12 protein-coding genes are annotated in these 13,097 nt (G+C 70.0%); 10 read left to right on the top strand and 2 right to left on the bottom strand.

Annotation, left to right across the window (positions count from 1 at the left end; all coding sequences use genetic code 11):
• Window positions 1–3,278, bottom strand: a 3,278-nt coding sequence (locus N5D30_RS16655; RefSeq protein ID WP_279909830.1) for an AAA family ATPase, incomplete at its 3' end; no start/stop codon positions are given.
• Window positions 3,279–3,528: 250 nt separating this feature from the next.
• On the opposite strand from N5D30_RS16655, the gene creC reads away from it, so the two are divergent.
• The 10 genes from creC to N5D30_RS16605 all read left to right on the top strand — a co-directional run bounded on the left by creC (window position 3,529) and on the right by N5D30_RS16605 (window position 12,636).
• Window positions 3,529–4,953 (top strand): two-component system sensor histidine kinase CreC, encoded by a 1,425-nt coding sequence (gene creC / locus N5D30_RS16650; protein WP_279909829.1) that lies wholly within the window; start codon window positions 3,529–3,531, stop codon window positions 4,951–4,953.
• Between the two features lie 64 nt (window positions 4,954–5,017).
• Window positions 5,018–5,296 (top strand): hypothetical protein, encoded by a 279-nt coding sequence (locus N5D30_RS16645; RefSeq protein WP_279909828.1) that lies wholly within the window; start codon window positions 5,018–5,020, stop codon window positions 5,294–5,296.
• Window positions 5,297–5,421: 125 nt separating this feature from the next.
• A complete protein-coding gene (locus N5D30_RS16640; RefSeq protein ID WP_220813742.1) occupies window positions 5,422–5,856 on the top strand; it encodes a CBS domain-containing protein in 435 nt (144 codons plus the stop codon).
• 103 nt (window positions 5,857–5,959) lie between these two features.
• On the top strand, window positions 5,960–7,960 hold the full coding sequence (tkt, locus tag N5D30_RS16635) for a transketolase (RefSeq protein ID WP_279909827.1): 2,001 nt from the start codon (window positions 5,960–5,962) through the stop codon (window positions 7,958–7,960).
• 106 nt (window positions 7,961–8,066) lie between these two features.
• Complete coding sequence (gene epd / locus N5D30_RS16630; protein WP_279909826.1) at window positions 8,067–9,137, top strand: erythrose-4-phosphate dehydrogenase; 1,071 nt, start codon at window positions 8,067–8,069, stop codon at window positions 9,135–9,137.
• Window positions 9,134–10,294 carry a phosphoglycerate kinase gene (locus tag N5D30_RS16625; RefSeq protein ID WP_279909825.1) on the top strand — a complete coding sequence of 387 codons (1,161 nt, stop codon included), beginning with the start codon at window positions 9,134–9,136 and terminating at the stop codon, window positions 10,292–10,294. The genes epd and N5D30_RS16625 overlap by 4 nt, the downstream gene beginning before the upstream one ends.
• Window positions 10,295–10,365: 71 nt before the next feature.
• Window positions 10,366–10,560: a hypothetical protein gene (locus tag N5D30_RS16620; RefSeq protein WP_220813746.1), complete on the top strand. Its 195-nt coding sequence runs from the start codon at window positions 10,366–10,368 to the stop codon at window positions 10,558–10,560.
• Window positions 10,561–10,573: 13 nt separating this feature from the next.
• Window positions 10,574–10,882 (top strand): MliC family protein, encoded by a 309-nt coding sequence (locus tag N5D30_RS16615; protein ID WP_279909824.1) that lies wholly within the window; start codon window positions 10,574–10,576, stop codon window positions 10,880–10,882.
• Between the two features lie 186 nt (window positions 10,883–11,068).
• Window positions 11,069–12,133, top strand: coding sequence for a class II fructose-bisphosphate aldolase (gene fba / locus N5D30_RS16610; protein ID WP_279904603.1), 1,065 nt, complete (start codon window positions 11,069–11,071; stop codon window positions 12,131–12,133).
• Between the two features lie 62 nt (window positions 12,134–12,195).
• Complete coding sequence (locus tag N5D30_RS16605) at window positions 12,196–12,636, top strand: hypothetical protein (protein ID WP_279909823.1); 441 nt, start codon at window positions 12,196–12,198, stop codon at window positions 12,634–12,636.
• On the opposite strand, the gene N5D30_RS16600 is transcribed toward N5D30_RS16605, so the two are convergent.
• The gene (locus N5D30_RS16600; protein WP_279909822.1) at window positions 12,633–13,046 is read right to left on the bottom strand and encodes a hypothetical protein; all 414 of its coding nucleotides are present in this window, start codon (window positions 13,044–13,046) and stop codon (window positions 12,633–12,635) included. The genes N5D30_RS16605 and N5D30_RS16600 overlap by 4 nt on opposite strands.
• Window positions 13,047–13,097 lie beyond the last annotated feature (51 nt).

Raw genomic sequence — 13,097 nt, 5'->3', positions numbered from 1 at the left:
CTGTGCAGCAGGGTTTCCTCGGCCATGGCGGCCACCGCCGCCGCGTCGTCCAGCAGGCAGTGCAGCATGCAGGCGAACACCAGGGCGTGGCAGATGGCGTTGGCCGAGCCGTGGGCGCGCACGTCGTCCAGCAGTTCGGCGCACAGCCGCCGGGCGCGGGCCGGGAAGCCCTCCACCCAGAGGCCCAGGCACAGGTAGGCGCGGCTATGGACCAGCGGGTCCTCGCCGAAACCGACCACGCAGGCCTGGCGCGTGGCCGGGTCGCACAGGGTGACGATGGTCTCGGCGATGGCCCGCGACTCGGCCAGCGGCCGGCTCCAGAAGGCGCCGCCGAGGTGGCACATGTGGCCGAGCAGGCGCAGCGGCAGCTGCCCGCTCTGTTCGGCGGCGGCCAGCACCTGCTGGCCGAGCACGGTGGCTTTGTCGAACGAGTCGCAGCAGCCCCAGACGCCCACCAGGGCGCGGAACGACGCCTCCGGCTGCTGCAGCAACTGGCCCAGTTCCAGGGCGCGGTAGAAGGCCGCGCGGGTGCTCGCCGCGCCGTAGCCGGCCGACGAGTTGAGGGCCGCGCCCAGCGCCAGTTGCAGGCCCAGTTCCTCGCCGTCGCGCCAGGCCGAGGCCGGCAGTTGTGCGAGGCAGCCCAGGGCACGTTGCAGGTGGTCGGCGGCCTCGCGGTTGGCGGAGAAGCGCTGGGCGTTCTCGCCCGCCTGGCGCCACAGCGGCAGGGCCTGTTCGTGCTGCCCGGCCTCGCTCAGGTGGTGGGCCAGCTGCGCCGGGGCGTGCTGGCAGCGCGCCGGGAACAGCGTCTGCAGGGCCTCGGCGATGCGCGCGTGGGTCTGCCGGCGCTGCGCCCGAGGTTGCGCCTGGTAGGCGGCCTGGTGGACCAGGGCGTGCTTGAACTGGCGCAGGCTGGCCTGGCTGCCCGGCTCGATCAGGCCGGCGCGGAGCAGGGCGTCGAGGTCGTGCTCCAGCCGCTCCGGGCTCTGCGGGTGCAGGGCCTGGATCAGTTCCAGGTGGAATTCGCGGCCGATGCAGGCGGCGAGCTGGGCGGTGGTGCGGGCCTCGCCGAGCTGGTCGATGCGCGCCATCAGCAGGTCGTTGAGGGTCAGAGGGATGGCGCCCTGGTCGCCGCTCTCGGCCACCCAGCGCACCAGTTCCTCGATGAACAGCGGCACCCCGTCGGCCAGCGCCAGCACCTGGCGCAGCTGCGCTTCGCCGAGCCGCTGGGGCAGGCTCTCGACCAGCGCCCGGGCCATGTCCGGGCTCAGGTGCGGCAGCTCCAGGCCGTGGGCGCTGAGTTCCTCCAGCGCCCGGGCGGGGAATTCGGGGCGCGCGCTGAGCAACAACAGCATCGGCCGCCGTTCCGGCTCGCGGAGCAGGCGTTCGATCAGTTGCAGGGTGGAGGCGTCGGCCCAGTGCACGTCCTCGATCACCAGCAGCAGCGGCTGGCTGCGGCCGGCGCGGACGATGGTCAGCAGGGTCTCGAGCATGCGCGCGCGCCAGGTCTCCCGCTGCATGCCGGTCACCGTCGAGCCTGCCGGCAGCGGCAGGCCGAGCAGATCGGCGATCAGGTCGCGACCCTCGGCGTCCAGCGCGAACAGACGCTGCAGCACGCCGTCCAGCTTGTGGTAGCGCTGTTCGGGGCTGCTGCGCGGCACGAAGGCGCAGAGGTGGGCGATCAGCTCTGCTACCGGGAAGAACGGGTCGCTGGCGTGTGGCTCCAGGCAGCGCAGGGCGACCTGCTGGGCGGGGTGGCTGGCGCTGAGGCGCCTGCTCAGTTCATGGAACAGGCGCGACTTGCCCACGCCGGGGTCGGCGCGCAGCAGCACGCAGGCGCTCGTGCGCGCCTCGCGTACCCGGCGCCAGGCGTCGAGCAGGTGGTCGAGTTCGGCGTCGCGGCCGACCAGCGGGGTGAGCTGCGGTTGTGCGGCGAGCCGGTGGCGCACGCCGCTGGCTTCCTCGGCCTGATACAGCGCGCCGGCGCCGGGCAGGTTGCCGGGCATCGGCAGGCAGCGGAAGTAGCCTTCGATCAGGCGGTGGGTGGCGGCGCTCAGCGCCACCTGCTGGTAGCCGGCGTGCTGGCGCACCTGCACGGCGATGTCGGAGGTGACGCCGGTGGCGTCCGGCAGGTGCTGGCCCGGCGCGGTGACGATCAGCCCGGTGTGCACGCCGCAGCGCACCTGGGCCGGGGCGCAGGCCTGGGGCAGGGCGAGGGCGGCCTGCACGGCCAGGCGCGCGGCGTTCTCGCGGGCGCGCGGGTAGCCGAAGTAGGCCAGCAGGCCGCCGCCGAGGGCCTGGGCCACGTGCCCGCCGTGGGCGCGGATCACCTGCAGGCACTGGGCCTGGGGCGCTTCCAGGCGTTCCAGCGCTTCTTCCGGGTCGGCGCAGCCGGGGATGGATATCTCGCAGTAGAGCACGGTGACCTGGCGCCGCTCGGCCGGTGGCGGCGGCACGGCCACGGCGCAGGCCTCGGCCAGCGGCATCTCGGCACGCAGTCCGCCCTCGCGGATGCGCTGGTGCAGGGCCTGGCAGTCCTTGCTCGGGTGCACGCCCAGTTCCTTCCACAGCTGGTTGCGGAAGCTCTCGTACTGGGACAGTGCCGCCGCGTGCTGCCCGTTCTGCGCCAGCAGCCGCATCAGGCGCAGCTGGCCGCTTTCCTGCCAGGGGTCCAGTTCGACCAGGCGGCGGGCGTGGGGCAGCGCGCGCTGCAGTTCGCCGCGCTGCTCGAACAGGTTGCTCAGGTGTTCCAGCAGCGCCAGGGCGTGGCAGCGCAGGGACTCGCGTTGCAGCAGCAGCCAGTCCTCGAAGTCGGGGCAGTCGGGCAGGTCGAGGCCGGCGAGGAAGTCGCCGCGGTACAGGGCGACGGCGCTCTCCAGCTCCTCGATGCAGCTCGGGCACTGCTGGCAGGCCGGGTGGCTGGTGCAGCGCTGTGGTGCCTGACGGAAGCGCAGCGCGTCGATCAGGCCGGCGGGGCGCAGGCGCAGGCTGTTCTTGGTGGCGGCGAACAGGTCGAGGCCGGTGGGCGCTTCCAGCACCCGGCGCAGGTCGGACAGGGTGCGCCGCAGGTTGCCGCGCCAGGTGTCGCTGGGGCTGGATTCCCAGAGCAGGGCGGCGAGGGTCTCGCGGCTGTGTTCGCGCGTGTGCTCCAGGGCCAGGTAGGCGAGCAGGGCGCGCATCTTGTCGTAGTTGAAGCCGTCCAGCGGCTGGTCGCGCCAGGCGACGGCGAAGCCGCCGAGCAGGTTCAGCTGCAGCGGCGCGGCGGGAGTGGCGGCATCCATGTGGTTTCCCGGCCACTAGGGCGCGGGCTCTTCGCGAGTTGGGCAGATCCGGTCGTGTTGTGCGGTATGCTGGCCTTGTCGTTCGCATCCAGGCGCCCGGGGGCGCGTCGGCCATGACCGCGGGGCTATTCTGCCAGCGCCGTGGAGCGCCCGCGACACCCGCCCCGACCGTTCGGCGGGCCGCCATCACCGTTCGCAGGGAAGACCTCTCGTTGCCCAGTCCCTTCTCGCTCCAGCCGGGAGCGCGCCCATGCCGCTAGGCGTCCGCATCTTCCTGGTGTACTTCCTGTTCGTCGGCCTGGCCGGTTGGTTCGTGCTCAGCACGGTGATGGATGAGATCCGCCCCGGGGTGCGCCAGTCCACCGAGGAAACCCTGGTGGACACCGCCAACCTGCTGGCCGAGGTCCTGCGCGAGGACGTGAAGCACAACCGCCTGCAGCAGAGCCACTGGCCCGAGCTGCTCAAGGCCTACGGCCAGCGCCAGCCCCAGGCGCAGATCTGGGGCGTGGAGAAGAGCGCGGTCAACCACCGCATCTACGTCACCGACGCCCGCGGCGTCGTCCTGCTCGACTCCAGCGGCAGCGCGGTCGGCCAGGACTATTCGCGCTGGAACGACGTGATCCTGACCCTGCGCGGCGAGTACGGCGCCCGCTCGACTCGCGAGGACCCGGCCGACGAGGACAGCTCGGTGATGTACGTGGCGGCGCCGATCCGCGACGGCGAGAACATCATCGGCGTGGTCTCGGTGGCCAAGCCGAACAAGTCGCTGCAGCCCTACATCGAGCGCTCCCAGCGCCGGCTGGGCTGGCTCGGCGCCGGGCTGATCGTCCTCGGCTTGCTGATCGGCGGGGTGCTGTCCTGGTGGCTCAGCGGCTCGCTGCGCAAGCTGACCCGCTACGCCCAGGCGGTCAGCCAAGGGCGCCGCGCCGAGCTGCCGGCCCTGCGCGGCGGCGAGCTGACCCAGCTGGCCCAGGCGGTGCAGAAGATGCGCACCGAGCTGGAGGGCAAGGCCTACGTCGAGCAGTACGTGCACACCCTGACCCACGAACTGAAGAGCCCGCTGGCGGCGATCCGCGGCGCCGCCGAGCTGCTCGAGGGCGAGATGCCGGCCGAGCAGCGCCAGCGCTTCGTCGCCAACATCGCCGGCGAGGGCGCGCGCCTGCAGCAGTTGATCGAGCGCCTGCTCAACCTGGCCCTGGTGGAGCAGCGCCAGGGGCTGGAGGAGCGGGTGCCGGTGGATGTGCACGCGCTGGTCGAGGAGTTGCTGCAGGGCCAGGCCGCGCGCATCCAGGCCGCCGGGCTGCGGGTGGTCAACGGCGTGCCCGTCGGCCTGGCGGTGGCGGGCGAGCGCTTCTTGCTGCGCCAGGCGCTGGCCAACCTGCTGGACAACGCCCTCGATTTCACCCCGCCGGGCGGCGAGCTGCGTTTCGCCGCCGAGACGGGTGCGGCGGGCGTCGAGCTGAGCCTGTTCAACCAGGGCGAGGCGATTCCCGACTACGCCCTGCCGCGCCTGACCGAGCGCTTCTATTCCCTGCCGCGCCCGGCCAGCGGGCGCAAGAGCACCGGACTCGGCCTCAACTTCGTGCAGGAGGTGGCGCTGCTGCACGGCGGCGGACTGACCCTGGCCAATGTGCCTGGAGGGGTGAGGGCCAGCCTGCGTTTGCCGCCGGCCTGAGAACGATCCGCGAACGCTGCCCTCCGATAGTGAAGCACCCGATACCCTTGCGAGGAGCTTCGCCATGGCTCGCCCTTGTCTCTCCATCCTGCTCTGTGCCTGCCTGCTCGGCGGCTGCGCCAGCGACCGGGATAGCCGCCCGCCCGCGCCGCCGGCGGCCAGCGAGACCCCGGCCGGTAGCCAGCCGGCGGGCCGCGAGCAGCGGCTGGCCGACGCCCGCGACTACCTGGCGCTGCTGCGCCACATCCTGGCCGACACCGACGACGCGCAGCTGCGCGCCGGCCTGCAGCGCCACATCGACGACTGGCAGGCCATGCTGGCCGAGCTGCAGCGCCAGGACTGACGCCGCCAGGGCCGATCCACTGCGGCAACGCGGCGTGTGAACCCGCGCCGGACCCTGGGCTATCCTTGCTCTGCCGGGGCCGTGCCCGGCGGGGAGAATCGATAGCCCGGGGAGGCGACAACAAGATGAAGACCGTTGCGGAACTGCTCAGAACCAAGCCCAGCGCCTACGTGCACCACATCGCGCCGGAGGCCTCGGTGCTCGATGCGGTCAAGCTGCTGGCCGAGAAGAAGATCGGCGCCCTGGTGGTGCTGGCCGGCGGGCGCCTGGTGGGCATCGTCAGCGAGCGCGACTACGTGCGCAAGCTGGCGGAAATGGAGCGCGGGGCCTTCGAGGCCAAGGTCGGCGACATCATGACCGCCGAGGTGATCACCATCGGCCCGAAGGACAGCGTGCAGCACTGCCTGCAGCTGATGACCGACCGCCGCCTGCGCCACCTGCCGGTGGTGGCCGAGGGCGAGCTGATCGGCATGCTGTCGATCGGCGACCTGGTCAAGCAGGCCATGGCCGACCAGGCCAGCCTGATCCAGCAGCTGGAGCAATATATACGCGGTGAATAGGGGGCGGGTCGTCGGGGGCGATCATCTGTCATTGCCCCCGCGGCGCCTGCTGGGCGAAAATACGCGCCTTTTTACCGTGACCAGCCCCCGCAGGAGATTAGCGATGCCCAGCCGTCGTGAGCGTGCCAATGCCATTCGTGCCCTCAGCATGGATGCTGTGCAGAAAGCCAACAGCGGCCACCCCGGTGCCCCCATGGGCATGGCGGACATCGCCGAGGTCCTGTGGCGCGACTATCTGCAGCACAACCCGAGCAACCCGAACTGGGCCGACCGCGACCGCTTCGTGCTGTCCAACGGCCACGGCTCGATGCTGATCTACTCGCTGCTGCACCTGACCGGCTACGACCTGTCCATCGATGACCTGAAGAACTTCCGCCAGCTGCACAGCCGTACCCCGGGTCACCCGGAATACGGCTACACCCCGGGCGTCGAGACCACCACCGGCCCGCTCGGCCAGGGTATCGCCAACGCCGTCGGCTTCGCCATCGCCGAGAAGGTGCTGGGCGCCCAGTTCAACCGCCCGGGCCATGAGGTGGTCGACCACTACACCTACGCCTTCCTCGGCGACGGCTGCATGATGGAAGGCATCAGCCATGAAGTCTGCTCCCTGGCCGGCACCCTGGGCCTGGGCAAGCTGGTCGCCTTCTACGACGACAACGGCATCTCCATCGACGGCGAGGTCCACGGCTGGTTCACCGACGACACCCCGGCGCGCTTCGAGGCCTACGGCTGGCAGGTGATCCGCAACGTCGACGGCCACGACGCCGACGAGATTCGGACCGCCATCGAAACCGCACGCAAGACCGCCGACCGGCCGACCCTGATCTGCTGCAAGACCGTGATCGGCTTCGGTTCGCCGAACAAGCAGGGCAAGGAAGAGTGCCACGGCGCCCCGCTGGGCAACGACGAGATCGCCGCCACCCGCGCCGCGCTGAACTGGAACCATGGCTCCTTCGAGATTCCGGCCGAGATCCGCGCCGAATGGGACGCCACGGAAGCCGGCGCCGCCCGCGAGGCCGCCTGGAACGACAAGTTCGCTGCCTACGCCGCCGCCCACCCGGAGCTGGCCGCCGAGTTCAAGCGCCGCATCGCCGGCGAGCTGCCCGCCGACTTCGCCGAGAAGGCGGCCGCCTACGTGCGTGACGTGGCCGAGAAGGGCGAGACCATCGCCAGCCGCAAGGCCAGCCAGAATGCGCTGAACGCCTTCGGCCCGCTGCTGCCGGAGCTGCTCGGCGGCTCCGCCGACCTGGCCGGCTCCAACCTGACCCTGTGGAAGGGCTGCAAGGGCGTGGCCGCCGATGACGCCGCCGGCAACTATATGTTCTACGGCGTGCGCGAGTTCGGCATGAGCGCGATCATGAACGGCATCGCCCTGCACGGCGGCTTCATCCCCTACGGCGCCACCTTCCTGATCTTCATGGAGTACGCGCGCAACGCCGTGCGCATGTCCGCACTGATGAAGCAGCGCGTGCTCTATGTGTTCACCCACGACTCCATCGGTCTCGGCGAGGACGGCCCGACCCACCAGCCGATCGAACAGCTGGCCAGCCTGCGCGGCACGCCGAACCTGGACACCTGGCGCCCGGCCGACGCGGTGGAATCCGCGGTGGCCTGGAAGCACGCCATCGAGCGCGCCGACGGCCCGTCCGCACTGGTGTTCAGCCGGCAGAACCTGCCGCACCAGGCGCGCGACGCCCAGCAGCTGGCCGACATCGCCCGTGGCGCCTACGTGCTCAAGGACTGCGCCGGCGAGCCGGAGCTGATCCTGATCGCCACTGGCTCGGAAGTCGGCCTGGCCGTGCAGGCCTACGACAAGCTGACCGAGCAGGGCCGCAAGGTGCGCGTGGTCTCCATGCCGTCCACCAGTGTGTTCGACCAGCAGGACGCCGGCTACAAGCAGGCCGTGCTGCCGCTGCAGGTCGGCGCGCGCATCGCCATCGAGGCCTCGCACGCGGACTACTGGTACAAGTACGTCGGCCTGGAAGGCCGCATCATCGGCATGACTACCTTCGGTGAGTCTGCACCGGCCGCGCAGCTGTTCGAGGAGTTCGGCTTCACTGTCGCCAACATCCTGGAAACCGCCGAAGAGCTGCTCGACGCCTGAGTCCTTCGCCCTTTGGGAGAAGGTGGCCCGCAAGGCCGGATGAGGGAAAGCCCCTCAGCCCCAGCCCCTCTCCCGGTGGGAGAGGGGAGACCGAATAGAGACCGCCATGGCTAACCGCCCGTACACAGTCGCCCTCAATGGATACGGCCGCATCGGCCGCTGCGTGCTGCGTGCCCTGCATGAACGCGGCGCCGCGGCCGGCTTCGAGATCGTCGCGCTGAACGATCTGGCCGACCAGGCCAGCATCGAGTACCTGACCCGCTTCGACTCCACCCACGGCCGCTTCCCCGGCGAGGTGAGCGTCGACGGCGACTGCCTGCACATCAACGGCGACTGCGTGAAGGTGCTGCGCCAGAGCACGCCCGAGGCCATCGACTGGGCCGCGCTGGACATCGACCTGGTGCTGGAGTGCTCCGGCGTCTACCACAGCCGCGCCGACGCCGAGCGCTTCCTGGCCGCCGGCGCACCGCGGGTGCTGTTCTCCCAGCCGATGGCCAGCGAGGCGGACGTGGACGCCACCGTGGTGTTCGGCGTCAACCAGCAGTGCCTGACCGGCGCCGAGAAGCTGGTGTCCAACGCCTCCTGCACCACCAACTGCGGCGTGCCGCTGCTCAAGCTGCTGAACGAGGCGGTGGGCCTGGAATACGTTTCCATCACCACCATCCACTCGGCGATGAACGACCAGCCGGTGATCGACGCCTATCACCACGAGGACCTGCGCCGCACGCGCTCGGCCTTCCAGTCGGTGATTCCTGTTTCGACGGGCCTGGCCCGTGGCATCGAGCGCCTGCTGCCGGAGCTGGCCGGGCGCATTCAGGCCAAGGCCATCCGCGTGCCGACGGTCAACGTCTCGTGCCTGGACATCACCTTGCAGACCGCCCGCGACACCTCGGCCGCCGAGATCAACGCGGTGCTGCGCCAGGCCGCCGAGGCCGGCCCGCTCAAGGGCCTGCTGGCGTATACCGAGCTGCCCCACGCCAGCTGCGACTTCAACCACGACGCTCATTCGGCCATCGTCGACGGCAGCCAGACCCGGGTCTCCGGCCCGCGCCTGGTCAACCTGCTGGCCTGGTTCGACAACGAATGGGGCTTCGCCAACCGCATGCTCGACGTCGCGGAACATTTCCTCGCCGTCTCCACCCAATCCAATCAAACAGCCCTGAAGGACCGACCATGACCGTTCTGACGATGACCGACCTCGACCTCGCCGGTAAGCGCGTGCTGATCCGCGAAGACCTCAACGTGCCGGTGAAGGACGGTGTGGTGAAGAGCGATGCGCGCATCCTCGCCTCCCTGCCCACCATCAGGCTGGCGCTGGAGAAGGGCGCGGCGGTGATGGTCTGCTCGCATCTGGGCCGCCCGACCGAGGGCGAGTTCTCCGAGGAGAACAGCCTGGCGCCGGTCGCCGCCTACCTGTCCAAGGCCCTGGGCCGCGACGTGCCGCTGGTCAAGGACTACCTGGGGGGCGTCGAGGTCAAGGCCGGCGACGTCGTGCTGTTCGAGAACGTGCGCTTCAACAAGGGCGAGAAGAAGAACGCCGACGAGCTGGCCCAGCAGTACGCCGCGCTGTGCGACGTGTTCGTGATGGACGCCTTCGGCACCGCCCACCGCGCCGAGGGCTCGACCCACGGCGTGGCCAAGTTCGCCAAGGTGGCCGCCGCCGGCCCGCTGCTGGCCGCCGAGCTGGACGCCCTGGGCAAGGCCCTGAAGAGTCCCGAGCGCCCGCTGGCCGCCATCGTCGCCGGCTCCAAGGTGTCCACCAAGCTGGACGTGCTGAACAGCCTGGCGCAGATCTGCGACCAGCTGATCGTCGGCGGCGGCATCGCCAACACCTTCCTCGCCGCCGCCGGGCACAAGGTCGGCAAGTCGCTGTACGAGGCCGACCTGGTCGACACCGCCAAGGCCATCGCGGCCAAGGTCAGCGTGCCGCTGCCGGTGGACGTGGTGGTGGCCAAGGTCTTCGCCGAAGACGCCGAGGCGACCGTGAAAGCCATCGCCGACGTGGCCGACGACGATATGATCCTCGACATCGGCCCGCAGACCGCCGCCCAGTTCGCCGAGCTGCTGAAGTCGTCGAAGACCATCCTGTGGAACGGCCCGGTCGGCGTGTTCGAGTTCGACCAGTTCGGCAACGGCACCCAGGTGCTGGCCCAGGCCATCGCCGAGAGCCCGGCCTTCTCCATCGCCGGTGGCGGTGACACCCTGGCGGCCATCGACAAATACGGCGTGGGCGAGCGCATCAGCTATATCTCCACCGGTGGTGGCGCGTTCCTCGAGTTCGTCGAGGGCAAGGTGCTGCCGGCCGTGGCCGTGCTCGAAGAGCGCGCCAGGTAGGCACGGGAGCTAAACCAAGCGCCTTGCTCCGCGGTCCCTTGCAGAGGAACCCCGGAGAAAGGAATACGGTCATGCGCACGTTCAGCATCCTGTTAATCTGTCTGGCCGGCCTCGCCGCCGGTTGCAGCGGCAAGGCGCCCAGCACCTGCGAGGTGTTCAGCCCGCCGGAAATCATCCTGCCGTCCACCAAGGACGATCAGCGGGTCGAGGCGCAGAGCACCGGCGACCCCACCCGGGACGGCAGTGCCCAGCAGGACTGCCCCTGACATGGAGTGAGCGATGAGAGCTTCTATCCTGCCGGCCGTCGTGCTGCTGTCGGCCTGTGCCGGCCAGCCGGCGCCTGCCGAGCACTGGACCCGCTGGGTCTGCGACAGCCAGGCCGAGGTGCTGTGGCGAGCGGTGGGCGAGGATGCGGTCGACCTGCGCCTGGGCGGCGACGATATCGTCCACCGCCTGCAGCGCGAACCCTCGGGCTCCGGCGCGCTCTACAGCGACGGCGTCCTGGCCTTCCACAGCAAGGGCGAGGAAGGCCTGGTGTACCGGGTGGCGGACGATGACCTGATCGGTCGCGGCTGCAAGGTACGGTAATTGCGGTAAACGGAGGTCCGGCAGGTTGTCCGGGCCGGCAGTGCGGCGGGCGCCAGGCCCCGCCGGATGCGAATCCCGCGCGCGACGGCGCGCGGGGCGGGGAGGTTTCCTCCCCGGAAACTTGAACAAGGCCTGCCCCTGCGGCAGGCTTGCACACCTAACGACCCTCATTTGGGAGCTTCACAGATGGCACTTATCAGCATGCGCCAGATGCTCGACCACGCCGCCGAATTCGGCTACGGCGTGCCGGCCTTCAACGTCAACAACCTCGAGCAGATGCGCGCGATCATGGAAGCGGCCGACAAGACCGACTCCCCGGTGATCGTCCAGGCTTCCGCCGGTGCCCGCAAATACGCCGGCGCGCCCTTCCTGCGCCACCTGATCCTGGCCGCCATCGAAGAATTCCCGCACATCCCGGTGTGCATGCACCAGGACCACGGCACCAGCCCGGACGTGTGCCAGCGCTCGATCCAGCTGGGCTTCAGCTCGGTGATGATGGACGGCTCGCTGAAGGAAGACGGCAAGACCCCGGCCGACTACGACTACAATGTCCGCGTGACCCAGCAGACCGTGGCCTTCGCCCATGCCTGCGGCGTGTCCGTGGAAGGCGAGCTGGGCTGCCTGGGCAGCCTGGAAACCGGCATGGCCGGCGAGGAAGACGGCGTCGGCGCCGAGGGCGTGCTGGACCACAGCCAGCTGCTGACCGACCCGGAAGAGGCCGCCGACTTCGTCAAGCGCACCCAGGTCGATGCCCTGGCCATCGCCATCGGCACCAGCCACGGCGCCTACAAGTTCACCAAGCCGCCGACCGGCGACGTGCTGTCGATCGAGCGGATCAAGGAAATCCACAAGCGCATCCCCAACACCCACCTGGTGATGCACGGCTCCTCCTCGGTACCGCAGGAGTGGCTGAAGGTGATCAACGAGTTCGGTGGCGACATCAAGGAAACCTACGGCGTGCCGGTCGAAGAGATCGTCGAGGGCATCAAGCACGGCGTGCGCAAGGTCAATATCGACACCGACCTGCGCCTGGCCTCCACCGGCGCGATCCGCCGCATGATGGCCGAGCAGCCGAGCGAGTTCGACCCGCGCAAGTTCTTCGCCAAGACCATCGTCGCCATGCGTGACATCTGCATCGCCCGCTACGAAGCCTTCGGCACCGCCGGCAATGCCTCGAAGATCAAGCCGATCTCCCTGGAAGGCATGTTCCAGCGCTACGCCAGCGGCGAGCTGACCGCCAAGGTCAACTAGGCCGTCGCGTCGTACCGAAAGCCCCGCTCTGCGGGGCTTTCGCCTGTTTGGGGGAGGTGAAAATGCCGCCAATCGTTCGTGGCGCGCTCTGCGCCGTCACGCTGGTGCTCGCCGGCTGTGCCGGGCAGACCAGGGAAGACCCTGCAGCGCCTGTCGCACCCGCGCTGGTAGTGGCGGATGTGCAACGCTGCGGCGAGCGCGCCGACTGCACCACCAAGGTCTCGCGCACCCTGCTGTTCGTCTTCGACTACGCCGCCGCCGGCGGCCACCTGGTGCAGCGCCGGGAACGCCTGCTGTTCACCCCGCCTGACGCCGTGCCGAACGACTGGCCGGCGATCCGCATTCGCCTGGCGGAGCCCGCCGACAGCCGCTTCGACTTCAGCGCCGAGTGCTGGGTAGCCCGCTGCCGCTACGGCGCCGAGGAACTGCTGCGGGTCTACCGCAGCTACCTGGCGGGCGAGCCCTGTTCGCTGGACGGCGCGACGGCCTGCGCGGCGGACTAGCGGCTGGCCTCGGCCCTTTCCAACACCTGCAGGGTATAGGTCTGCTCCACCTGCTGGCCGGAGCACTGGGTGCCCATGCCGCTTGCCTCTACGTGTATCTCGTAGGTGCCGGACCGGGTGGGCTCGCCCTGGATGACGCCATGGGCCTCCCTGTCGACGTAGACGAACTCCAGCCCTTCAGGAAGCGGTTGGTCCTCGGTGCCAGCCCGCAGGCCACTGAGCAGAGACAGCTTTTCGACCCCGACCTGGATCTGGTAGGGCTGCCCAACGACCGCGGGCGGCAGCCGGGACGGATACAGGTCGAGGCCGGGGCGCAGGATGCATCCGGCGGCCATCGGAATGACCATGAATGCCTCGCATCCGCTCAGCAGCGTGCAGAGGCCCAGGGCCAGCAGGGAGGCGGGTTTCATCTTCTATCGTTCTCCTGGCAGGCGTGCGCGCCCGCTGCCAAGAGGCGGGCG

The sequence above is a fragment of the Pseudomonas sp. GD03875 genome (assembly GCF_029840585.1).
GTDB classification, from domain to species: Bacteria; Pseudomonadota; Gammaproteobacteria; order Pseudomonadales; family Pseudomonadaceae; genus Aquipseudomonas; species Aquipseudomonas paralcaligenes.
This window is presented reverse-complemented; position numbering and strand designations above follow the sequence as displayed.